Source organism: Enterobacter sp. UPMP2060 (assembly GCF_053709655.1).
Genome location: NZ_JBSKJQ010000001.1, coordinates 103,109 through 125,081 on the forward strand (window position 1 = coordinate 103,109; position 21,973 = coordinate 125,081).

The window sequence follows — 21,973 nt, forward strand, 5'->3', positions numbered from 1 at the left end:
TCCCGCGCTTAGCCAACGACCAGATTGAGCAGTTTACCCGGTACGTAGATCACTTTACGTACGGTAACGCCCTCAAGATATTTTGCGACCAGAGGTTCCTGGCCCGCGCGCTCGCGAACCTGTTCTTCGGTTGCATCGACCGCCACGGTAATTTTACCGCGGACTTTGCCGTTTACCTGGACCACAACCAGCGTCGTGTTTTCCACCATCGCGGTTTCGTCAGCCTGCGGCCACGGCGCGTTGTCAATATCGCCTTCGCCTTTCAGCTCCTGCCACAGGGTGAAGCTGACGTGCGGAGTGAACGGGTTCAGCATGCGAACGACGGCCAGCAGCGCTTCACGCATTAAGGCACGATCCTGCTCACCGTCCTGCGGGGCTTTCGCCAGCTTGTTCATCAGTTCCATAATAGCCGCAATTGCGGTATTGAAGGTCTGACGACGACCAATATCATCGGTCACTTTCGCAATCGTTTTATGAACATCGCGACGCAGCGCCTGCTGATCTTCAGTCAGTGCGGCGGCGTTCAGCGCCGGGGCATCGCCCAGTGCAGTGTGTTCGTAAACCAGTTTCCAGACGCGTTTCAGGAAGCGGTTCGCCCCTTCCACGCCGGACTCCTGCCATTCCAGGGTCATGTCGGCCGGAGAGGCAAACATCATGAACAGACGCACGGTGTCCGCACCGTAACGCTCAACCATTACCTGCGGATCGATGCCGTTGTTTTTCGACTTAGACATCTTGCTCATGCCGGTATAGACCAGTTCATGACCTTCGGCATCTTTCGCCTTAACGATACGGCCCTTCTCGTCGCGCTCGACGATCGCATCAACCGGAGAAACCCAGTTACGTTCGCCGTTAGCACCGACGTAATAGAACGCATCTGCCAGTACCATGCCCTGACACAGCAGCTGTTTTGCTGGTTCGTCAGAGTTCACCATGCCTGCATCGCGCATCAGTTTGTGGAAGAAGCGGAAGTAGAGCAGGTGCATGATGGCGTGTTCGATGCCGCCGATATAGATATCAACCGGCAGCCAGTAGTTTGCCGCATCGGAATCGAGCATACCGTCCTGATACTGCGGGCAGGTGTAGCGCGCATAGTACCAGGATGACTCCATAAAGGTGTCAAAGGTGTCGGTTTCACGCAGCGCAGGCTGACCGTTGACGGTGGTTTTTGCCCACTCAGGATCGGCTTTGATCGGGCTGGTGATACCGTCCATGACCACGTCTTCCGGCAGGATCACCGGGAGCTGATCTTCCGGCGTTGGCATCACGGTGCCATCTTCCAGCGTTACCATTGGGATTGGCGCGCCCCAGTAACGCTGACGGGACACGCCCCAGTCGCGCAGACGGAAGTTAACTTTACGCTCGCCCACGCCCAGAGAGGCCAGCTTATCGGCGATGGCGTTGAAGCCCTCTTCGAAGCTCAGGCCGCTGAATTCACCAGAGTTGAACAGAGTGCCTTTTTCGGTCAGCGCTTGTTCGGACAGATCGGGTTCAGAACCATCTGCGGCCAGAATAACGGCTTTAATCGGCAGGCTGTATTTGGTGGCAAACTCGTAGTCGCGCTGATCGTGTCCCGGAACGGCCATTACCGCGCCTGTACCGTACTCCATCAGCACGAAGTTCGCTGCCCAGACAGGAATCGCTTCGCCAGTCAGCGGATGCTTCGCATAGAAGCCTGTCGCGACGCCTTTTTTCTCCATCGTCGCCATGTCGGCTTCGGCCACTTTGGTGTTGCGGCACTCGTCGATGAAGGTGGCCAGCTCCGGGTTGTTCTCTGCCGCTTTCTGCGCCAGCGGGTGACCTGCGGCCACGGCCAGGTAGGTCGCGCCCATGAAGGTGTCCGGACGGGTGGTGTAGACAGTCAGGGTCTGGTCGTAGTTCTCAACGTTGAAGGTAATCTCCACGCCTTCAGAACGGCCGATCCAGTTGCGCTGCATGGTCTTAACGGTATCTGGCCAGTGGTCGAGGTTATCCAGATCGTTCAGCAGCTCATCAGCGTAAGCGGTGATTTTGATAAACCACTGTGGGATCTCTTTACGCTCAACTTTGGTGTCACAGCGCCAGCAGCAGCCGTCGATAACCTGTTCGTTCGCGAGAACGGTCTGGTCGTTCGGACACCAGTTAACGGCAGAGGTCTTCTTATATACCAGGCCTTTTTTGTACAGCTCGGTGAAGAACTTCTGCTCCCAGCGATAGTATTCCGGAGTACAGGTTGCCAGCTCGCGGCTCCAGTCATAGCCAAAGCCCAGCATTTTGAGCTGGTTTTTCATGTACGCGATGTTGTCGTACGTCCACGGTGCCGGTGCGGTGTTGTTTTTGACCGCCGCGCCTTCCGCAGGCAGACCGAACGCATCCCAGCCGATAGGCTGCAGAACGTTTTTGCCCAGCATGCGCTGGTAGCGTGCAATCACATCGCCGATGGTGTAGTTACGCACATGGCCCATGTGTAGTCGACCAGAAGGATAGGGAAGCATCGACAGGCAGTAATACTTCTCTTTGCTCTCGTCTTCGGTTACTTCAAAGGTGCGCTTCTCGTCCCAGTGTTGCTGGACTTTTGATTCTATCTCTTCCGGGCGGTATTGCTCTTGCATGGCAGCCAGTGGTCCTGTTTTCAATACAGCTACAAATGTAGCCAATGGATGTGGTAATTCAGATCCGCATAGCATAGCCCAAACGCCCGCGTCAAAACAGCCTTTCGCACAAATGCGCTTTGCAGGAATTTACCGGGTCTGTGCTTCACCTGACAAAGCGGCGATGAAATAAGGTCTATTATTAGAAATAGTTACTTACCCGGGAGGCAAAATGATGAACAAGGTTGCTCAATTTTACCGCGAACTGGTGGCGACACTGACGGAACGGCTGCGTAACGGCGAGCGAGATATCGACGCGCTGGTGGAGCAGGCGCGTGCCCGCGTGACGCAAACGGGTGAGTTAACGCGAACCGAAGTGGAAGAGGTGACGCGCGCCGTGCGTCGCGATCTGGAAGAGTTCGCGCGCAGCTACCAGGAGAGCCAGGAGGAGGTCACGGACAGCGTTTTTATGCGGGTGATTAAAGAGAGCCTGTGGCAAGAGCTGGCCGACATCACGGATAAAACGCAGCTGGAGTGGCGCGAGGTCTTTCAGGATTTGAACCATCACGGTGTGTATCACAGTGGTGAGGTGGTCGGCTTGGGAAATCTGGTATGTGAGAATTGCCACCATCATATTGCGGTATATACGCCGGATGTCCTGCCGCTGTGTCCGAAATGCGGCCACGATCAGTTCCAGCGTCGGCCGTTTGAGCCCTAAATAAAAGCAAAACTCTCTGCTCCCTCTCCCAGTGGGAGAGGGGTGGGGGGAGGGCATCAGGCCGCACTAAAGTAAGCCAGCCTCTCCGCCAGCAAATCCACAAACGCCTCGCGATCGATGTCCACCATCACCGTGGTATTCGGTTTATTCCCCGTCAGCGAGTAGTAATCCACCACCGTCATTCCCTGGGTGTATTTTCCCTGCGTCTCAACACCAACCCATCTGTCCACCGTAGTGAACATCTCCGGCTTCAGTAGCCAGGCAATGGTGCACGGGTCATGCAGCGGCGCGCCGTGGAAGCCCCACTTCTCGGCTTTGTGATACTCCATAAAGAAGTCGAGCAGCTCGGCCACGGTTGTCGCAACCGTATTTCCCACGGAGCGGAATCGCTCAATATCGTCCGCCATAATCTGCGCGCGGTGGGTAACGTCCAGTCCCGCCATTACAATCGGTAAGCCGGACTGGAAGACAATTTCTGCGGCTTCCGGGTCGACAAAGATGTTGAACTCCGCCGCAGGCGTCCAGTTCCCCAGCCCCATGGCCCCGCCCATAATCACAATTCGGGCAATTTTATTATGCAGCTCAGGATGGCTGTTCAGCAGCAGCGCAACGTTGGTTTGCGGTCCGGTTGCCACCAGCGTTACCGGTTCTGCACTCTCACGTAGAACCTTCGCCATCAGCTCCACGGCGGTACAGTTTTGCGGCGTGAAACCCGGCTCCGGCAGTGCCGGACCGTCCAGCCCGCTTTCACCATGAACGTTGTCGGCAATAATCAGCTCGCGCATCAGCGGCTTCACGGCCCCGCCGGCGACAGGAATGTCGATGCGTTTGAGCAGCGTGAGCATGCGCAGCACGTTGCGCAGGGTTTTGTCCGGCGTCTGGTTTCCGGCGGACGAGGTGACGGCTTTTACCTCGAGTTCAGGGGAGGCAAGAGCGAGGACGAGCGCGATCGCGTCGTCATGACCCGGATCGCAATCGAGAATAATAGGCTGTGCCATAGCGTTCTCCATACGTAGCGTTATTTTGTGACAAGGTTAACGCTGCAATGTGACGCCGACGAGAGGAACTGAGTGAAAGCGTGAAGCAGTGCGCAATCCGCAGATTGCGCACCGGGAAGATTAGTGCAGGATTTTCGCGAGGAAATCTTTCGCACGCTCTGATTTCGGGTTAGCGAAGAACTCTTCTTTCGGTGAGTCTTCGACAATTTTCCCTTCGTCCATAAAGATTACGCGGTTGGCCACTTTACGGGCAAAGCCCATTTCGTGGGTCACCACCATCATGGTCATCCCTTCGTGCGCCAGTTCGACCATTACGTCCAGCACTTCGTTGATCATCTCTGGATCGAGCGCCGACGTTGGCTCATCAAACAGCATTGCCACCGGATCCATACACAGCGCGCGGGCGATCGCCACACGCTGCTGTTGGCCGCCAGAAAGCTGTGCCGGGAACTTATCGGCATGCGCCGAAAGCCCAACGCGTTCCAGGAGCTTCAGACCTTTCTCGCGCGACGCTTTTTTATCACGCTTCAGCACTTTTACCTGCGCCAGCGTCAGGTTCTCAATAATGGAGAGGTGAGGGAACAGCTCAAAGTGCTGGAACACCATGCCAACGTGAGAGCGAAGCTGGGCGAGGTTGGTTTTCTTATCGTTGACTTTGGTGCCGTTGACAACGATCTCACCCTGCTGCACCGGCTCCAGTCCGTTGACGGTTTTAATCAGCGTCGATTTACCGGAGCCGGACGGCCCGCATACCACCACCACGTCGCCTTTTTTGACTTCGGTGGAGCAGTCGGTCAGCACCTGAAAGTGCCCATACCATTTAGAAACATTTTTCAGGGAAATCATTATACCGTCCTTTTCTTCAGCCAGCTGACCAACAGCGACGCGCTTAAACTAATCACAAAATAGACCGCACCCGCAAAGAGCACCATCTCGACCTGCGTACCATCACGTTCACCGATGGTTGACGCGGTACGGAAGAAGTCTGCCAGACTCAGAACGTAGACCAGCGAGGTATCCTGGAACAGCACGATGCCCTGGGTCAGCAGGAGCGGAACCATGGCGCGAAACGCCTGCGGCAGAATAATGAGCTGCATGGACTGCCAGTGCGTCATCCCCAGCGCCAGCGCGGCGCTGGATTGCCCGCGGGAGATACTCTGAATGCCCGCTCGGATAATCTCCGAGTAGTAAGCGGCCTCGAACATTGAGAACGCCACCATGGCGGAGATCAGACGGATATCGGTTTTCGGCGACAGCCCCAGCACGTTCTGCAGGAAGCCGGGCACAATCAGGTAAAACCACAGCAGCACCATCACCAGCGGGATGGAGCGGAACACGTTAACGTAGGCGGTCGCAAACCAGGCGAGCGGCTTAAAGCTCGACAGGCGCATAACGGCCAGTAGGGTGCCCCAGACGATACCAATGATGATGGCAATAACGGTGATTTTTAAGGTAATCACCAGGCCATCAAGCAGGTAAGGCATGGATGGAACGATAGAACTCCAGTCAAATTCGTACATTATTTGCCCCCCAGATTACCCGGCAGGCGGATTTTGCGTTCAACCAGGTTCATCACCAGCATGATGAAAGCGTTAATCAGAACATACGCGAGCGTGATCGCGGTGAAGGATTCCCACGCGTGAGCGGAATAATCCAGCAGCTTGCCCGCCTGCGCGGCCATGTCGACCAGGCCGATAGTCGAGGCGATGGCCGAGTTTTTCACCAGGTTCATCATCTCGGAGGTCATCGGTGGAACGATAACGCGGTAGGCGTTAGGCAGCAGCACGTAGCGGTAGGTTTGGGGCAGCGTCAGGCCCATTGCCAGGCCCGCGTTTTTTTGTCCGCGCGGCAATGACTGAATGGCGGCACGCACCTGCTCGCAAACGCGCGCAGCGGTAAACAGCCCCAGACACATCATGGAGGAGACAAAGAACTGCACGTTCGGATCCAGTTCCGACTTGAACCACATGCCAATATTTTCCGGCAGCAGTTCCGGGATGACCAGATACCAGGTAAAGAATTGCACGATCAGCGGAACGTTACGGAACAGTTCCACATACAGGGTGCCAAGCGTTGAAAGAAAACGGTTAGGGACGGTGCGCAGAATACCGAACAGAGAACCGACAAGAAACGCGATAATCCACGCCGTTATCGATAGTGCCACGGTGACCTGAAAGCCGCTCCACAGCCAGCCAAGATAGGTGGTGTTGCCGAACGGGGCTTGTTGCAGGAATATGCCCCAGTTCCAGTCTATTGACATAATAAACTCCAGAAAAAAAAGGGTAGCAGCGCTACCCTCGAAGATTGGTGAGAAGCTCATTTTTCGCGCTGAGTGGGGAACGACCACTCAACGTATAGTCTGTCCATGCTTCCCGACAATCGAGAGGGCAGGAGATCCCGCCCCTGTTGTTCTAATTAGTTAAGAGCCTTGTCATTTGGAGATTTGAACAGCGCTTTCATGTCGTCAGACAGTTCAAAATTCATGTTCAGGTTTTTTGGTGGAATCGGGTTCTTGAACCATTTGTCGAACCATTTTTCCGCTTCGCCGGAGGTCTGCACCTGAGCGATGGTGTCATCGATCAGCTTTTTGAACTGCGGATCGTCTTTACGCAGCATACAGCCGTAGGCTTCTTTGGACTGCGCGGTACCGACGATATCCCAGTTGTCTGGTTTCTTCGCTTTCGCACGTTCGCCCGCCAGCAGGGCGTCATCCATCATAAACGCGACGGCACGACCGCTTTCCAGGGTACGGAAGGAGTCGCCATGGTCTTTCGCGCTGATGATGCGCATATCCATTTTCTTCTCGTCGTTCAGCTTATGCAGCAGCACTTCTGACGTGGTACCGGAGGTCACAACAACCGCTTTGCCTTTCAGGTCAGCGAAGTCTTTGATCTCGCCGCCTTTCTTCGTCAGCAGACGAGTGCCCACGACAAAGATGGTGTCAGAGAAGGCAGCCTGTTTCTGACGCTCGAGGTTGTTGGTGGTGGAGCCACACTCGAAGTCAAAGGTGCCGTTTTGCAGCAGTGGAATACGGTTCTGTGAAGTGATTGGGATCAGCTTCACCTGCAGGTCAGGTTTGTTCAGCTTTTTCTTCACAGCTTCAACGATGGCGTTGGAGTAATCCTGTGAATAGCCCACGACTTTTTGCGTGTTGTCGTAGTAAGAGAACGGGACTGAAGATTCACGGTGGCCGACCACGATGACGCCGTTTTTGGCAATCTTGTCGAGAGTGCTGCCTGCTGCCGGAGCATCTTCAGCGTGAACCACGCCTGCAGACATTCCCATAACCAGCATTGCTGTGGCCAGTTTACGTAATTGCATACCCAACTCCTTTTTTATCAGCGCCAGCGACGCATTGATACCCATTGTGATGTTGTTATATCTCGCGCAGTGCGAGTGCAGTGTTATGCAAGCTTGTTAACATTTAGTCTGGCTTAATGTAAAGATTTTGCTGCGTTATTGTTTATTTTTGCGAAGCGCGCCGCACCATTCAGAGGCAAATATCTCCCGTTGCACCGTTTCGGTGCTGCCGATGATCTACGCTGGTGCGACAAAGTTGCACGTTAAGCCAAACTGCGTTTACCTGAATAAACAAAGCAATAGGCGTGCCAGGATGGGACTCTGGAGAAAATTGTCGGGTGGCGGCTACGCCACCCGGCAACAGAAGGGAAGGTTATTTCCGACGCTGACGCAGGCTCATCAGCACCGCGCCAAAGCCGAACAGCACGGTCAGTATCCACAGCGGCCAGTTGCCGGTGCGCGCGTATGGCGTCAGCCCGGTGGTTGGCGTGACTTTAGTGGTCAGTACCTCACGGGTAAACTGCGGGATCATCGCCTGAATCTCGCCCTGCGGACCAATCACGGCGGTGATGCCGTTGTTGGTGCTGCGCAGCAGCGGACGCGCCAGCTCCAGAGAGCGCATACGTGCCATCTGGAAGTGCTGCCACGGGCCGATTGACTTACCAAACCAGGCGTCGTTGGAGATGGTCAGCAGATAGTCAGTATCCGGGCGGAAGTTATCGCGTACCTGCTCGCCGAGAATGATTTCGTAGCAGATGGCCGCCGTCAGGGCCAGGCCGTGCGCGTGCAGCTGAGGCTGTACGTACGGGCCGCGGCTGAAAGAGGACATCGGCAGGTCAAAGAACGGGGCCAGCGGGCGCAGAATCGACTCCAGCGGGACAAATTCACCAAACGGCACCAGGTGGTTCTTGTTGTACCGGTCAGTGGAGTGGTAGCTGTACTCGCTATCTTTCCCGAGCGTAATGATGCTGTTGTAGGTGTCGTAGCGGTTCTGCTGATTCAGACGCGCATCGACAATCCCGGTGATCAGCGTGCTGCCGCGCGCCAGCAGCAGGTCGTTCATCATGTTGAGGAACGGCTGCTGGTTAATTTCCAGATCGGGGATCGCAGATTCCGGCCAGATAATCAGCTGGGATTTACCCATCACCTCTTCGGTGGCGTTGGCGTAGATCTTCAGCGTATTCAGCAGCTCTTTCTCATCCCACTTCATAGACTGCGGAATATTCCCCTGCACCATGGAAACCTGCATGGCGCGCTCTGGCTCGGGCGTGAACCACTGGATATAACGCAGCGGGAAGGGCAGGGCAAACAGCACCAGCGCCACAGCCAGCGGTTTCCAGCAGCGCTGGACCAGCGCCAGGACCAGCAGGCCGCTGACCACCATCAGCAGGAAGTTGATGGCCTCAACGCCCATTACCGGCGCCAGACCCTTCAGGGGGCCGTCAATCTGGCTGTAGCCGAACTGCAGCCACGGGAAGCCCGTCAGCACCCAGCCGCGCAGGAACTCGGTTATCTGCCAGACCACCGGCGCGGCAATGGCGACGCGCAGCCAGGTGGTTTTTGGCCACAGGCGAGAAAGGATACCGGCGAACAGACCGGTATAGAGCGAGAGATACGCGGCGAGCAATACCACCAGGAAGACGTTAACCGGGCCAGGCATACCGCCAAATTGGGCGATGCTGACATAGACCCAGTTGATGCCTGAGCCAAACAGCCCCAGTCCCCAGAAGTAACCGATAGCCGCAGCCTGTACCGGACGACGATTCAGGGTCAGGCCCTGAAGCCCCATCAGGGAGAGAATGGCGGCGGGCCAGATATCGTAAGGAGAAAAAGCCAGCGTACCGCTGGCTCCGAGTAACAGCGCCAGCAGCAAACGGATGCGCTGGCGTTCAAGCAGTGGGGCAAATGCCATTTACATTAATCTTCCAGTTTTGGCACCGGTGAGTCGTCCGGCGTTCTGACGTGAACCTGTATAATACGTCGGCTGTCGGCCATTGCCACTTTGAACTGGTAACCGTCAATGTCAACGGTCTCACCGCGCGCCGGGAGGTGGCCAAAGGCCTGCATCACCAGCCCGCCAATGGTATCGACCTCTTCATCGCTGAAGTGGGTACCGAAGGCGTCGTTGAAGTCCTCGATGGAGGCCAGCGCGCGCACGGTCCAGGTGTGGCGGCTAAGCTGACGGAAGTCGATATCTTCTTCTTCGTCATACTCGTCTTCAATTTCGCCCACGATCAGCTCAAGAATATCCTCGATCGTGACCAGACCGGAAACGCCACCAAACTCATCAATAACAATCGCCATGTGGTAACGCTGAGAGCGAAACTCTTTCAGCATCCGATCCACACGTTTACTTTCCGGCACAACCACGGCCTGGCGTAACACTTTTTCCATGCTGAAGGCTTCGGCATCGCTGCGCATAAACGGCAGCAGATCTTTGGCCATCAAAATCCCTTCGATGTGATCTTTGTCTTCGCTGATGACCGGGAAACGCGAGTGAGCGGATTCGATGATCACATCGAGGCACTCGTCCAGGGTCTGGTTACGTTTCAGGGTGATCATCTGCGAGCGGGGGATCATGATATCGCGAACGCGCTGGTCGGCGATGTCCATAACCCCTTCGAGCATTTCGCGCGTATCTTCGTCGATAAGGTCGTTCTGCCCGGAATCACGAATCAGCTCCAGCAGTTCATCACGGTTTTTGGGTTCGCCGTGGAAAAGCTGGTTCAGAATGAGGGAGAAAAATCCCTTTTTACTGGTTGTCGTGTCGCTACTGTGTGAATTGTCGTCGCTCATGGCGTTTGTTAAGGGTTCTCTTGTTAGTTCAACGTTTACCGCCACGCGATGTCCTTTCGTGGCGGCATGTGAGTCCGTCAGGTGACGGACTATTCTTTCTCGGCAATGTACGGATCCTCATAGCCCAGAGCAAGCATTATCTCTGTCTCGAGGGACTCCATCTCTTCCGCTTCGTCATCTTCAATGTGATCGTAGCCGAGCAGGTGCAGGCTGCCGTGTACCACCATATGCGCCCAGTGGGCCTCAAGCGGCTTTTGCTGCTCTTTGGCTTCCTGCTCAACCACCTGACGGCAGATGATCAGATCGCCCAGCAGCGGCATCTCAATGCCCGGCGGCGCTTCGAACGGGAATGAGAGCACGTTGGTCGGCTTATCTTTCCCGCGATAGGTCAGGTTAAGCTCATGGCTTTCCGCTTCATCCACCAGGCGAATCGTCACTTCTGATTCTTCCTGAAACTGAGGAATAACGGCATCCAGCCATTTCTGAAACTGTGCCTCATCTGGCATGCCGGAATTGTCTTCACAGGCCAGCTGTAAATCGAGGATCACCTGACTCATTTCTGTTCTTGCTCCTGCGCTTCGCGCTTACGTTCTGCGGCCAGTTCGGCCTTACGCTTCTGATCCGCCTCTTCCCAGGCTTCATAGGCGTTAACGATACGCGCGACCACCGGGTGGCGTACCACGTCTTCACTGTGGAAGAAGTTAAAGCTGATTTCGTCGACCTCGGCCAGCACCTCAATGGCGTGGCGCAGGCCGGATTTGGTGCTGCGCGGCAGGTCGATCTGGGTGACGTCACCGGTAATGACCGCTTTCGAGTTAAAGCCGATACGCGTCAGGAACATCTTCATCTGTTCGATGGTGGTGTTCTGGCTCTCATCGAGAATGATGAACGCATCGTTCAGCGTACGACCGCGCATGTAGGCGAGCGGGGCAACTTCGATAACGTTACGCTCAATGAGCTTCTCAACCTTCTCAAAGCCGAGCATTTCGAACAGCGCATCGTATAAAGGACGCAGATACGGGTCGACCTTCTGGCTCAGATCGCCTGGCAGGAAGCCCAGCTTTTCGCCCGCCTCAACGGCCGGACGGGTCAGCAGAATTCGACGGATCTCCTGGCGTTCCAGCGCATCTACCGCAGCGGCAACGGCCAGATAGGTTTTACCCGTCCCCGCCGGCCCCACCCCGAAGGTGATGTCGTGGTCGAGGATATTGACGATGTACTGCGCCTGGTTTGGCGTACGCGGCTTAATAACGCCACGTTTGGTCTTGATGTTAATGGCCTTGCCGTAGTCCGGCACGCTTTCCGCGCTCTGCTCAAGCACGCGCGCCTCTTTAATGGCGAGGTGAATTTGTTCCGGTTCGATATCCTGAATTTCGCCGCGCATGGGTGATGTATCCACATACAGGCTACGCAGAATGTCCGCAGCGGCGTTGACGCAGATAGGGCGTCCGGTAAGTTTGAAATGATTATCGCGACGATTGATTTCGATACCCAGACGTCGCTCCAGTTGTTTGATGTTGTCATCAAACGGCCCGCACAGGCTCAGCAGGCGAGCGTTGTCTGCTGGCTCAAGGCTAATTTCACGCGTATCTATATTCAAACTGTTCCTCTTTAATTGGTTAACTGACCCATTGCGATAGGACGTAATAAAACGGTCATTACCGAAATTATTCACGCCACAGAATAAAGGCGCAAGCGTTGCGGAAGATATTGGGGACGATGAGAGGAAATACAAGGCCTGCCGGAAAGGCAGGCCAGGAGGATTAAGGCTGGTAAATCCCCACGCCAGAATCGTTTTCTTTACGGGTACGAGAGATCACGGATTCCGGTGACTCGGCAATACGCAGGCCCATTTCGTCCTCGGTGCGTACCAGCTTCGCGCGCAGCGAGTTGGTCAGCACTTCGACAATCTCGACGTCCACGAATTTACCGATCATATCCGGTGTGCCTTCAAAGTTCACCACGCGGTTGTTTTCGGTACGACCAGAGAGTTCCATAATGCTCTTGCGGGAGGTGCCTTCCACCAGAATGCGCTGAACGGTGCCGAGCATACGGCGGCTCCACGCGTTGGCCTGCTGGTTAATACGCTCCTGCAGAATATACAGACGCTGCTTTTTCTCTTCTTCCGGCACATCGTCAACCATATCGGCCGCTGGTGTTCCTGGACGCGCAGAGAAGATGAAGCTGTAGCTGACGTCAAAATTCACTTCACCGATGAGCTTCATGGTGCGCTCGAAGTCATCAGCAGTTTCGCCAGGGAAGCCGACGATAAAGTCGGAGCTGATCTGGATATCCGGACGGGCTTCGCGCAGCTTGCGAATGGTGGACTTATACTCCAGCACCGTATGCGGGCGGCCCATCAGGTTCAGCACGCGGTCAGAGCCACACTGAATCGGCAGGTGCAGGAAGCTCACCAGCTCTGGCGTATCGCGATACACGTCAATGATGTCGTCGGTAAACTCCATCGGGTGGCTGGTGGTAAAGCGAATGCGGTCGATACCGTCAATCGCGGCCACCAGACGCAGCAGTTCGGCAAAGCTGCCGGTGGTGCCGTCGTAGTTTTCCCCGCGCCAGGCGTTCACGTTCTGGCCCAGCAGGTTCACTTCGCGAACGCCCTGCGCGGCAAGCTGCGCGATTTCAAACAGAATATCGTCTGCCGGACGGCTGACTTCTTCACCACGGGTGTAAGGCACCACGCAGTAAGTGCAATATTTGTTGCAGCCTTCCATGATGGAGACGAAGGCGGTCGGGCCATCGGCGCGCGGCTCCGGCAGACGGTCAAACTTTTCGATTTCCGGGAAGCTGACGTCAACGACCGGGCTACGGTTGCCGCGAACCTGATTGATCATCTCCGGCAGGCGGTGCAGGGTCTGAGGGCCAAAGACGATATCCACATACGGGGCTCTCTGGCGGATCAGCTTACCTTCCTGCGACGCGACGCAGCCACCCACCCCGATGATCAGGTCCGGATTTTTTCGTTTGAGAAGCTTCCAGCGGCCTAACACGTGAAAGACTTTTTCCTGCGCTTTTTCACGAATCGAACAGGTGTTCAGCAGCAGCACGTCCGCTTCTTTCGCATTTTCAGTCAGCTGGTATCCGTGGGTTGAATCCAGCAGATCGGCCATCTTGGATGAATCGTATTCGTTCATCTGACAGCCCCAGGTTTTTATATGGAGTTTTTTAGTCATCGACTTGCTCAGCTCAGGATTGCAAGCCGCGTATTGTAATGCTTTGGTGGGGTTGTGACCAGTATGAAGGTTATGTGTCTCAGGACCGCAAAAATCCGGTAAACTTAAGGGATTCTCCAATAAGGAAAATTGACCATGACACTCCTACACACCGAAGTTGCCGTTGTCGGCGGCGGTATGGTCGGCGGCGCGCTGGCGCTGGGGCTGGCGCAGCAGGGATTTGAGGTAACGGTAATTGAACAGGCTGCTCCGCCGGCCTTCGATCCCGCGAGCAAACCGGATGTGCGCATATCCGCGATCAGCGCGGCGTCCGTCGATCTGCTGCGCGGGCTGGGCGTCTGGGAGGCGGTGCTGGCGATGCGCGCCCATCCTTACAGCCGTCTTGAAACCTGGGAGTGGGAAAATGCCCACGTCGCGTTTGATGCCGCTGAGCTGAAGCTGCCGCGCCTGGGTTATATGGTGGAAAACAATGTGCTCCAGCAGGCGCTCTGGCTGTCGCTGGAGGCGCATCCGAAGGTGACGCTGCGCGTTCCGGCGTCGATTAAGGCACTGCATCCTCACGAGAGCGGGTATTTGCTGACGCTCGACAGCGGCGATGAACTGGCCGTGAAGCTCGTCGTCGGAGCGGACGGCGCTAACTCGCAGGTCAGACAGATGGCGGGAATTGGCGTTCATGCCTGGCAGTATGAGCAGTCCTGCATGCTGATTACCGTCGAGTGCGAGCATGCGCCGGGAGAAAGCACGTGGCAGCACTTTACGCCGAATGGCCCGCATGCGTTTTTACCGCTGTTTGATAACTGGGCATCGCTGGTCTGGTACGACAAACCAGCACGCATTCGTCAGCTGCAGGGGCTTTCAATGGAACAATTGCAGCGGGAAATCCGCCTGCATTTCCCGGGCCGTCTGGGCAACGTTACGCCGGTGGCTGCAGGTGCATTTCCGCTCACGCGCCGCCATGCTTTGCAGTATGCCCGTGAAGGGCTGGCGCTGGTGGGCGATGCGGCACACACCATTCATCCGCTGGCCGGGCAGGGCGTGAACCTGGGGTACCGTGATGTCGATGCGTTACTGGATGTGCTGAGCAGCGCCCGCGGGCACGCGGAAAACTGGGCCAGCCATCAGATCCTGAAGCGTTACCAGACGCGACGCATGGCGGATAACTTTATTATGCAGTCGGGGATGGATCTGTTTTATGCCGGGTTCAGCAATGACTTAGCCCCGGTGCGCATTCTGCGTAATATTGGATTGATGGCAGCGGAACGTGCCGGTGGTCTGAAGCGTCAGGCGCTGAAATACGCGCTGGGACTCTAATCTTTTCCCCTCTCCCAGTGGGAGAGGGGCAGGGTGAGGGCATCAGGCCGCACCATCCTGAACAACAAAAACAAAAAAGCCCGCAGAGCGGGCTTTTTTGTTACTTAAGTGGCTGGGGTGCAGGGATTCGAACCCCGGAATGCTGGTATCAGAAACCAGAGCCTTACCGCTTGGCGACACCCCAATTGCGTTAAACAAACTGCTTAACGACTTTTTAAATTGGCTGGGGTACGAGGATTCGAACCTCGGAATGCCGGAATCAGAATCCGGTGCCTTACCGCTTGGCGATACCCCAACAATTTGTCTTGATTACCGAAAAATCGACAATCTTAATTTGGTGGCTACGACGGGATTCGAACCTGTGACCCCATCATTATGAGTGATGTGCTCTAACCAACTGAGCTACGTAGCCAGTACTGCAATCTTCGATGGCTGGGGTACCTGGATTCGAACCAGGGAATGCCGGTATCAAAAACCGGTGCCTTACCGCTTGGCGATACCCCAATACCGCGGAGAACCGCAAAATCGAAGAAATATGGCTGGGGTACCTGGATTCGAACCAGGGAATGCCGGTATCAAAAACCGGTGCCTTACCGCTTGGCGATACCCCATCCGTGCAACGCTTACCCGGGAATGGTGCGGGAGGCGAGACTTGAACTCGCACACCTTGCGGCGCCAGAACCTAAATCTGGTGCGTCTACCAATTTCGCCACTCCCGCAAAAAAAAAATGGTGGCTACGACGGGATTCGAACCTGTGACCCCATCATTATGAGTGATGTGCTCTAACCAACTGAGCTACGTAGCCATCTTTTTTCGCGTTACCTTATCGGCGTTGCGGGGCGCATTATGCGTATAGACCCTTGCAGCGTCAACACCTTTTTCAACGAAAATAGCCGGAATGTGACTGTTTGGTTAGGTTGCGAACAGCGTGGCCGAATATTCGGCAATTATTGGTTATTAATCAGATTTAGACGGTGAAATGTGAGGCAAAAAAATCAGGCCCCTGAGGGGCCTGATTGCGATCGGAGTGGTTATTTGTAGGCTGACTGGTGAACGCCTACCGCGCGTCCTGACGGATCGTTCATGGATTTGAAAGATTCATCCCATTCAATCGCTTTGGCAGAAGAGCAGGCGACGGACGGGCCACCCGGTACGCACTCCGCGGCACTCGGTACCGGGAACAGCTCTTCAAAAATTTCACGATACAGATAGGCTTCTTTCGAGCCCGGCGTGTTGTACGGGAAGCGGAAGCTCGCGGTTTCCAGCTGTTGGTCGGAAACCTGTTTCGCCGCGACCTCTTTCAGGGTGTCGATCCAGCTATAACCAACGCCATCAGAGAACTGCTCTTTCTGACGCCATGCCACGCTCGCCGGCAGGTAGGATTCAAAACACTCACGCAGGATATGTTTTTCCATTTTGCCGTTGCCGCACATCTTGTCCTGCGGGTTGATGCGCATCGCCACGTCGAGGAATTTCTTATCCAGGAACGGCACGCGCGCTTCCACGCCCCAGGCCGACATCGCTTTGTTGGCACGCGCACAGTCGAACATGTGCAGCGCCTGCAGCTTACGCACGGTCTCTTCGTGCAGCTCTTTGGCGTTCGGCGCTTTGTGGAAGTACAGGTAGCCGCCAAACACTTCGTCAGAACCTTCACCGGAGAGCACCATCTTGATGCCCATCGCTTTGATCTTGCGCGACATCAGGTACATCGGCGTTGAGGCGCGGATGGTGGTCACGTCATAGGTTTCAATGTGATAGATCACATCGCGGATCGCATCCAGACCTTCCTGCACGGTGAAGTGAATCTCATGGTGCACGGTGCCGAGGTGGTTCGCCACTTCCTGCGCGGCTTTCAGGTCAGGTGCGCCTTCCAGGCCAACGGCAAAAGAGTGCAGCTGTGGCCACCAGGCTTCTGAGCGCTCCTGATCTTCCACGCGACGGGCCGCGAATTTCTTGGTGATCGCGGAGATCACGGAGGAGTCCAGACCGCCGGAGAGCAGCACGCCGTACGGCACGTCGGACATCAGGTGGCTTTTCACGGAGTCTTCCAGGGCCTGACGCAGCTCGGCTTTGTCCGTGACGTTGTCTTTTACCGCATCATAGTCGAACCAGTCACGCTGGTAATAGGAGCGGATCTCGCCGTCTTTGCTCCACAGATAGCTACCCGCCGGGAACTCTTTAATGGTGCGGCATACCGGCACCAGGGCTTTCATTTCAGAGGCCACGTAGAAGTTGCCGTGCTCATCGTGGCCCATATACAGCGGGATAATGCCGATATGGTCACGGCCAATCAGGTAAGCGTCTTTTTCGCTGTCGTACAGGGCGAAGGCGAACATGCCCTGCAGGTCGTCCAGGAACTCGGGCCCTTTCTCCTGATACAGCGCCAGGATCACTTCACAGTCAGAACCGGTCTGGAAAGCGTAGCGGTCGCCGTATTCGGCGCGCAGTGCCTGGTGGTTGTAGATTTCACCGTTGACAGCCAGCGCGTGCGTTTTTTTCTCGTTATACAGCGGCTGTGCACCGGCGTTGACGTCAACAATGGACAGACGTTCGTGAGCCAGAATCGCTTTATCACTGGCGTAAACGCCTGACCAGTCCGGACCGCGGTGGCGCATCAGGCGGGACAGTTCGAGTGCCTTTTTACGCAGTTCGCCCGCGTCAGTTTTAATATCCAGTACGCCAAAAATTGAACACATAACCTTCTCCGTTAACCCTGTTGCTTTGTAATGTTGCTTGCTTATGAAAATGCCGCAAAGGGGCAGGGCGTGCAAGCGTTTTACGGGTGAAAACGGAAATAGTGCAATGGTGATTGCGGAATAGTGAAAAAAGAGTACGCCATGAATTCTTTTATTGATGATTATGCAATAAAAAGTGCTTTTTGTTAGATGGGGTTTTATTTGTGCAGGCCATAAATGAAAAACCACGCCCTGAGGCGTGGTTCGTTATCAGATGATGTCGATTTCATCGACGGAGGGGTAAATCCAGCTTGGCCGGAACGGCATCGAATCAATGTCATCAAGTTGAGAGACGCCGGAGAGGACCAGAATCGTCTCCAGACCCGCCTGGAATCCGGCCAGAATATCGGTGCGCAGGTTGTCGCCGACAATAACGGTTTCTTCAGAGTGGGCCTGCATCTTGTTGAGCGCGGCACGAATGATCCACGGGCTCGGTTTACCGACCACAAACGGCTGACGACCTGAGATTTTTTCGATACCGGCGCACAGCGCGCCGCAGGCCGGATAAAAACCACGGCCGTGCGTATCCGGGTTGGTCGCGATAAAGCGCGCGCCGCTGGCGACAAAGTATGCTGCCTTATGCATCATCTCCCAGTTAAAGGAGCGCGTTTCGCCGACAATCACAAAGTCCGGGTTCACGTCAGTGATGGTAAAGCCAGCTTTGTACAGCTCGTGTATCAGCGCACCTTCACCCACTACGTAGGCTTTTTTACCTTCCTGACGCTTCAGAAAATCTGCCGTGGCCATTGCCGAGGTATAAAACACGCTGTCCGGAACGTCGACGCCCGCCGTGGCAAAGCGGTTAGCCAGGTCCTGACCGGTTTGGGAAGGGTAGTTCGTGAGCAGAACCAGAGGCATTCCTTTGTCGATGATGCGGTGAAGAAACTCCGCAGCACCCGGCACGGCAACGTTGTCGTGCATCAGCACGCCGTCGATATCACAAATTACATTCTTAATGGTCATGGACAGTCCGACATCAAAAAAAGAAGGCGTTACTATAAGGTCCGATCAACTTTCCAGCAAATGCTGCAGCAGAATTCCGTTGAGCATGGCGCGTTTGACCAGCGCGAACGCGCCAATCGCCGAGCGATGATCAAGCTTTGAACGAACCACTGGGAGGTTCTGGCGGAATGCTTTCAGCGCCTGGGTGTTAATACAGCCTTCAATGGCGGGGAGCAGCACCTTTTCCGCCTCCACAATTTCACCGGCGATCACCACTTTCTGGGGGTTAAACAGGTTAATGGCGATGGCGATGGTTTTCCCCAGATGGCGGCCTACCTGCTCAATCACTTCACAGGCCAGCGCGTCGCCTTTATTGGCGGCTTTGCAGATGGTGCCTATCTTGCAATCGTCCAGCGTGACGCGGCTTTGATAACCCTGTTCAAGGAGATGGCGAACGCGCTGCTCGATGGCCGTGTTGGCGGCAATCGTTTCAAGGCAGCCGAAGTTGCCGCAGTGGCAGCGCTCCCCGAGGGGTTCAACCTGAATGTGGCCGATCTCGCCAACGTTACCGTTGCGACCAATAAAAATACGGCCGTTAGAGATAATACCGGCGCCCGTTCCGCGGTGAACGCGCACCAGAATAGAGTCTTCACAGTCCTGGCTCGCACCAAAGTAGTGCTCTGCCAGCGCCAGAGAGCGAATGTCGTGGCCCACAAAGCAGGTCACCTTAAAACGCTTTTCCAGCGCGTCGACCAGCCCCCAGTTTTCAACCTGAATGTGCGGCATATAGCGGATCACGCCGCTTTCCGGGTCGACCAAGCCGGGCAGAATCACGGAGATGGCAATGAGTTCACGGATCTTGCGCTGACAGCTTTCAATAAACTGCGCGATGGTATTCAGCAGCGCATGCTCAAGCGTCTCCTGGGTGCGCTCCGGAAGAGGGTAGTGCTCTTCCGCAATGGCTTTACTGCTCAGATCGTACAGCGTTAGCGTGGTGTCATGTCGGCCCAGACGGACGCCAATGGCCTGAAAATTGCGGGTTTCGGTAATAATGGAGATGGCGCGGCGGCCCCCGGTGGAGGCCTGCTGATCGACTTCTTTGATCAGACCGCGCTCAATGAGCTGGCGGGTAATTTTTGTCACGCTGGCGGGAGCAAGCTGGCTTTGTTCGGCTATCTGAATTCGCGAGATTGGTCCGTGCTGGTCAATCAGGCGGTATACCGCCGCACTGTTAAGTTGTTTAACGAGATCGACATTACCGATTTGAGCTTGTCCGCCAGGTGTCATACTTTTACTTACTCAGTGACGACCTCGTTACCATTAACGATGGTCTTAATAATTTTATAATCGTGTGTGAATGCCGTCAGGTTTGCAACCATACCTGGTGCAATTTCGCCGAGCTGTTTATCCACGCCCATTGCGCGCGCCGGATAAAGGGTGGCCATACGCAGGACTTCATCAAGCGCAATCCCGCAATGTTCAACCAGGTTACGAACCCCTTCAATCATGGTTAAAGAGGAACCGCTCAGCGTACCGTTTTCATCCACACACAGTCCATTGCGGTAGTATATTGTTTTACCGGCAAAAATGAACTGCTCAATATTTGCACCTGCCGGTGCGGTTGCATCCGTCACCAGACAAAGCTTGTCACCTTTCAGCCGCTTAGCGTTGCGAATGTTGGTGTAATCGACGTGTAAGCCGTCGGCAATAATGCCGCAGTAAACGTCTGGCTCATCCAGAATCGCCCCGACCAGACCCGGTTCACGGCCTGTGATATACGGCATAGCGTTGTAAAGGTGCGTTGCGAAAGTAATGCCCGCGCGGAAACCGGCTTTCGCTTCTTTCAGCGTCGCGTTTGAGTGACCTGCTGAAACGATAATCCCGGCACCAGCCAGTTTGCTGATGACATCCGTACCCGTCATTTCAGGCGCCAGCGTCACTTTGGTGATCACATCGGCGTTCGCACACATGTAGTCAACCAGCTCCGCATCAGGTTTACGCACGTAATTCGGGTTATGCGTTCCTTTCTTGACCATATTCAGCCATGGCCCTTCAAGGTGCAGACCCAGCGCCTGGTTAGGGTGTTTGGCCAGGTATTCGCGCATCACGCGGATACCCTGCTTCATGAGGTCATCACTGCTGGTGATGAGCGTTGGCAAATAGCTGGTGCAGCCCGATTTCTCGTTGGCTTTCTGCATGATCTCCAGCGTTTCGACCGTCACCGCATCCGCGGTGTCATTGAATTGCACACCGCCGCAGCCGTTGAGCTGTACGTCGATGAAACCGGGGGAGATTACTGCTCCATTGAGTGAGCGCTGTTCAATCTCCAGCGGCAGTTCTGCCAGCGGGCAAACACGTTCAATCAGGCCATCAGCGATAACAATCGCATGGTCATCCAGAATTTCATGGCCGGTATAAATCCGACCGTGGGTTAAAGCGTACATAACGACCCCCGGTTAAAAAAAGCGGCCGCCTCTTGATGAAGAGGCGGTTATTCAATTACAGACCTTTGATGTTCTCAGCTTCTAACTCGTTGAAGTATTTCAGCGTTTTAACCTTCAGCTCCATCGTGGACGGTTCGTCGCAGACGATGACTGATTTCGGATGCAGCTGCAGGCAGCTGATGGTCCACATATGGTTAACGTTGCCTTCAACGGCAGCCTGGAGCGCTTGCGCTTTCACGCCGCCCAGCACCAGAATCATCACTTCTTCGGCATCCAACAGGGTGCCTACGCCTACGGTCAGGGCGTATTTTGGAACCTGGTTAACATCGCCGTCAAAGAAGCGGGAGTTTGCCACGCGCGTGTCATGGGTCAGCGTTTTAATTCGGGTGCGGGAAGCCAGAGATGACGCCGGTTCGTTAAACGCGATATGACCATCATTACCTACACCACCCATGAACAGGTGGATCTTACCGTAAGAACGGATTTTTTCTTCATACTGACGGCATTCTGCGTCAATATCAGGCGCGTTTCCATTCAGCAGGTTAATATTTTCAGATGGAATATCAACGTGATCAAAGAAATTGCGGTGCATAAAGCTATGGTAGCTTTCCGGGTGGTCTTTCGGTAAGCCAACGTATTCATCCATATTGAAGGTCACAACATGTTTAAAGCTAACCTGGCCTGCTTTATGCATCTCAACCAGCGCCTTATAGGCGGTCAGCGGCGTGCCGCCTGTCGGAAGTCCAAGAACGAAAGGACGATCGGCGGTCGGTTTAAAGGCGTTAATACGGTTAACGATATGGCGAGCGGCCCATTTACCGACTTGTTCAGCAGTTGCCAGGGGAATCAGTCTCATTGTTCACCTCAAGAGTTTAAGTAGAAGAGTGGGCGGATGGCTATCGGGACCTGATACTTAAGCGTAACCTGGAAACTTTCAGGCCGGATCAATCCGTCTTGATTTTTTGAATGA

Annotated in this window: 18 protein-coding genes and 7 tRNA genes; 2 read left to right on the plus strand and 23 right to left on the minus strand. The window is 55.1% G+C overall.

Annotated features, from left to right (window positions below; translation table 11 throughout):
* Positions 1–8: 8 nt before the first annotated feature.
* Positions 9–2,591: a leucine--tRNA ligase gene (gene leuS / locus ACWKXN_RS00540; RefSeq protein WP_454543178.1), complete on the minus strand. Its 2,583-nt coding sequence runs from the start codon at positions 2,589–2,591 to the stop codon at positions 9–11.
* Positions 2,592–2,805: 214 nt separating this feature from the next.
* On the opposite strand from leuS, the gene ACWKXN_RS00545 reads away from it, so the two are divergent.
* Entirely contained in the window at positions 2,806–3,288 is a 483-nt protein-coding gene (locus ACWKXN_RS00545) for a zinc ribbon-containing protein (RefSeq protein WP_032661386.1), read from the plus strand.
* 56 nt (positions 3,289–3,344) lie between these two features.
* Here the strand turns inward: ACWKXN_RS00545 and rihA are convergent, their stop codons facing one another.
* The 10 genes from rihA to miaB all read right to left on the minus strand — a co-directional run bounded on the left by rihA (position 3,345) and on the right by miaB (position 13,570).
* The gene (gene rihA / locus ACWKXN_RS00550) at positions 3,345–4,286 is read right to left on the minus strand and encodes a pyrimidine-specific ribonucleoside hydrolase RihA (protein WP_454543179.1); all 942 of its coding nucleotides are present in this window, start codon (positions 4,284–4,286) and stop codon (positions 3,345–3,347) included.
* 120 nt (positions 4,287–4,406) lie between these two features.
* The gene (locus tag ACWKXN_RS00555) at positions 4,407–5,132 is read right to left on the minus strand and encodes an amino acid ABC transporter ATP-binding protein (RefSeq protein WP_014883001.1); all 726 of its coding nucleotides are present in this window, start codon (positions 5,130–5,132) and stop codon (positions 4,407–4,409) included.
* Positions 5,132–5,806, minus strand: coding sequence for a glutamate/aspartate ABC transporter permease GltK (gene gltK, locus ACWKXN_RS00560; protein WP_014883002.1), 675 nt, complete (start codon positions 5,804–5,806; stop codon positions 5,132–5,134). Before gltK ends, ACWKXN_RS00555 begins: the two co-directional genes overlap by 1 nt.
* Entirely contained in the window at positions 5,806–6,546 is a 741-nt protein-coding gene (locus ACWKXN_RS00565; protein WP_023310756.1) for an amino acid ABC transporter permease, read from the minus strand. Before ACWKXN_RS00565 ends, gltK begins: the two co-directional genes overlap by 1 nt.
* A 155-nt stretch (positions 6,547–6,701) precedes the next feature.
* Positions 6,702–7,607, minus strand: a complete 906-nt coding sequence (locus ACWKXN_RS00570) for an amino acid ABC transporter substrate-binding protein (protein WP_008501049.1) — start codon at positions 7,605–7,607, stop codon at positions 6,702–6,704.
* Positions 7,608–7,959: 352 nt separating this feature from the next.
* Complete coding sequence (gene lnt / locus ACWKXN_RS00575; protein WP_039261266.1) at positions 7,960–9,498, minus strand: apolipoprotein N-acyltransferase; 1,539 nt, start codon at positions 9,496–9,498, stop codon at positions 7,960–7,962.
* A gap of 5 nt (positions 9,499–9,503) precedes the next feature.
* Complete coding sequence (corC, locus tag ACWKXN_RS00580; RefSeq protein WP_021242574.1) at positions 9,504–10,382, minus strand: CNNM family magnesium/cobalt transport protein CorC; 879 nt, start codon at positions 10,380–10,382, stop codon at positions 9,504–9,506.
* A gap of 89 nt (positions 10,383–10,471) precedes the next feature.
* Positions 10,472–10,939 (minus strand): rRNA maturation RNase YbeY, encoded by a 468-nt coding sequence (gene ybeY / locus ACWKXN_RS00585; protein ID WP_008501052.1) that lies wholly within the window; start codon positions 10,937–10,939, stop codon positions 10,472–10,474.
* Positions 10,936–11,982 (minus strand): PhoH family protein, encoded by a 1,047-nt coding sequence (locus ACWKXN_RS00590; protein WP_454543180.1) that lies wholly within the window; start codon positions 11,980–11,982, stop codon positions 10,936–10,938. The genes ybeY and ACWKXN_RS00590 overlap by 4 nt, the downstream gene beginning before the upstream one ends.
* A 163-nt stretch (positions 11,983–12,145) precedes the next feature.
* Complete coding sequence (gene miaB, locus ACWKXN_RS00595; RefSeq protein ID WP_033144935.1) at positions 12,146–13,570, minus strand: tRNA (N6-isopentenyl adenosine(37)-C2)-methylthiotransferase MiaB; 1,425 nt, start codon at positions 13,568–13,570, stop codon at positions 12,146–12,148.
* A 135-nt stretch (positions 13,571–13,705) separates the two neighbouring features.
* On the opposite strand from miaB, the gene ubiF reads away from it, so the two are divergent.
* Positions 13,706–14,881, plus strand: coding sequence for a 3-demethoxyubiquinol 3-hydroxylase (gene ubiF / locus ACWKXN_RS00600; RefSeq protein WP_236902503.1), 1,176 nt, complete (start codon positions 13,706–13,708; stop codon positions 14,879–14,881).
* Between the two features lie 109 nt (positions 14,882–14,990).
* On the opposite strand, the gene ACWKXN_RS00605 is transcribed toward ubiF, so the two are convergent.
* The 12 genes from ACWKXN_RS00605 to nagB all read right to left on the minus strand — a co-directional run bounded on the left by ACWKXN_RS00605 (position 14,991) and on the right by nagB (position 21,859).
* Positions 14,991–15,065, minus strand: a tRNA-Gln gene (locus tag ACWKXN_RS00605).
* 36 nt (positions 15,066–15,101) lie between these two features.
* A tRNA-Gln gene (locus tag ACWKXN_RS00610) sits at positions 15,102–15,176 on the minus strand.
* A 40-nt stretch (positions 15,177–15,216) separates the two neighbouring features.
* Positions 15,217–15,293 (minus strand) — tRNA-Met (locus tag ACWKXN_RS00615).
* A gap of 17 nt (positions 15,294–15,310) precedes the next feature.
* Positions 15,311–15,385, minus strand: a tRNA-Gln gene (locus ACWKXN_RS00620).
* Positions 15,386–15,417: 32 nt separating this feature from the next.
* Positions 15,418–15,492 (minus strand) — tRNA-Gln (locus ACWKXN_RS00625).
* A gap of 23 nt (positions 15,493–15,515) precedes the next feature.
* Positions 15,516–15,600 (minus strand) — tRNA-Leu (locus ACWKXN_RS00630).
* A 10-nt stretch (positions 15,601–15,610) separates the two neighbouring features.
* Positions 15,611–15,687: transfer RNA gene (locus ACWKXN_RS00635), tRNA-Met, on the minus strand.
* Between the two features lie 226 nt (positions 15,688–15,913).
* The gene (asnB, locus tag ACWKXN_RS00640; protein WP_023310762.1) at positions 15,914–17,578 is read right to left on the minus strand and encodes an asparagine synthase B; all 1,665 of its coding nucleotides are present in this window, start codon (positions 17,576–17,578) and stop codon (positions 15,914–15,916) included.
* Between the two features lie 249 nt (positions 17,579–17,827).
* Positions 17,828–18,580 (minus strand): ribonucleotide monophosphatase NagD, encoded by a 753-nt coding sequence (nagD, locus tag ACWKXN_RS00645; RefSeq protein ID WP_023310763.1) that lies wholly within the window; start codon positions 18,578–18,580, stop codon positions 17,828–17,830.
* Between the two features lie 45 nt (positions 18,581–18,625).
* Complete coding sequence (nagC, locus tag ACWKXN_RS00650) at positions 18,626–19,846, minus strand: DNA-binding transcriptional regulator NagC (RefSeq protein WP_021242995.1); 1,221 nt, start codon at positions 19,844–19,846, stop codon at positions 18,626–18,628.
* An 8-nt stretch (positions 19,847–19,854) separates the two neighbouring features.
* Positions 19,855–21,003, minus strand: coding sequence for an N-acetylglucosamine-6-phosphate deacetylase (nagA, locus tag ACWKXN_RS00655; RefSeq protein ID WP_219940693.1), 1,149 nt, complete (start codon positions 21,001–21,003; stop codon positions 19,855–19,857).
* 55 nt (positions 21,004–21,058) lie between these two features.
* Positions 21,059–21,859 carry a glucosamine-6-phosphate deaminase gene (nagB, locus tag ACWKXN_RS00660; protein ID WP_023310765.1) on the minus strand — a complete coding sequence of 267 codons (801 nt, stop codon included), beginning with the start codon at positions 21,857–21,859 and terminating at the stop codon, positions 21,059–21,061.
* Positions 21,860–21,973 lie beyond the last annotated feature (114 nt).

Coding starts and splice junctions, on each gene's coding strand:
- leuS (WP_454543178.1), bottom strand. CDS start 2,591: ATGCAAGAGCAATACCGCCCGGAAGAGATAGAATCAAAAGTCCAGCAA.
- ACWKXN_RS00545 (WP_032661386.1), top strand. CDS start 2,806: ATGAACAAGGTTGCTCAATTTTACCGCGAACTGGTGGCGACACTGACG.
- rihA (WP_454543179.1), bottom strand. CDS start 4,286: ATGGCACAGCCTATTATTCTCGATTGCGATCCGGGTCATGACGACGCG.
- ACWKXN_RS00555 (WP_014883001.1), bottom strand. CDS start 5,132: ATGATTTCCCTGAAAAATGTTTCTAAATGGTATGGGCACTTTCAGGTG.
- gltK (WP_014883002.1), bottom strand. CDS start 5,806: ATGTACGAATTTGACTGGAGTTCTATCGTTCCATCCATGCCTTACCTG.
- ACWKXN_RS00565 (WP_023310756.1), bottom strand. CDS start 6,546: ATGTCAATAGACTGGAACTGGGGCATATTCCTGCAACAAGCCCCGTTC.
- ACWKXN_RS00570 (WP_008501049.1), bottom strand. CDS start 7,607: ATGCAATTACGTAAACTGGCCACAGCAATGCTGGTTATGGGAATGTCT.
- lnt (WP_039261266.1), bottom strand. CDS start 9,498: ATGGCATTTGCCCCACTGCTTGAACGCCAGCGCATCCGTTTGCTGCTG.
- corC (WP_021242574.1), bottom strand. CDS start 10,382: ATGAGCGACGACAATTCACACAGTAGCGACACGACAACCAGTAAAAAG.
- ybeY (WP_008501052.1), bottom strand. CDS start 10,939: ATGAGTCAGGTGATCCTCGATTTACAGCTGGCCTGTGAAGACAATTCC.
- miaB (WP_033144935.1), bottom strand. CDS start 13,570: ATGACTAAAAAACTCCATATAAAAACCTGGGGCTGTCAGATGAACGAA.
- ubiF (WP_236902503.1), top strand. CDS start 13,706: ATGACACTCCTACACACCGAAGTTGCCGTTGTCGGCGGCGGTATGGTC.
- asnB (WP_023310762.1), bottom strand. CDS start 17,578: ATGTGTTCAATTTTTGGCGTACTGGATATTAAAACTGACGCGGGCGAA.
- nagD (WP_023310763.1), bottom strand. CDS start 18,580: ATGACCATTAAGAATGTAATTTGTGATATCGACGGCGTGCTGATGCAC.
- nagC (WP_021242995.1), bottom strand. CDS start 19,846: ATGACACCTGGCGGACAAGCTCAAATCGGTAATGTCGATCTCGTTAAA.
- nagA (WP_219940693.1), bottom strand. CDS start 21,003: ATGTACGCTTTAACCCACGGTCGGATTTATACCGGCCATGAAATTCTG.
- nagB (WP_023310765.1), bottom strand. CDS start 21,859: ATGAGACTGATTCCCCTGGCAACTGCTGAACAAGTCGGTAAATGGGCC.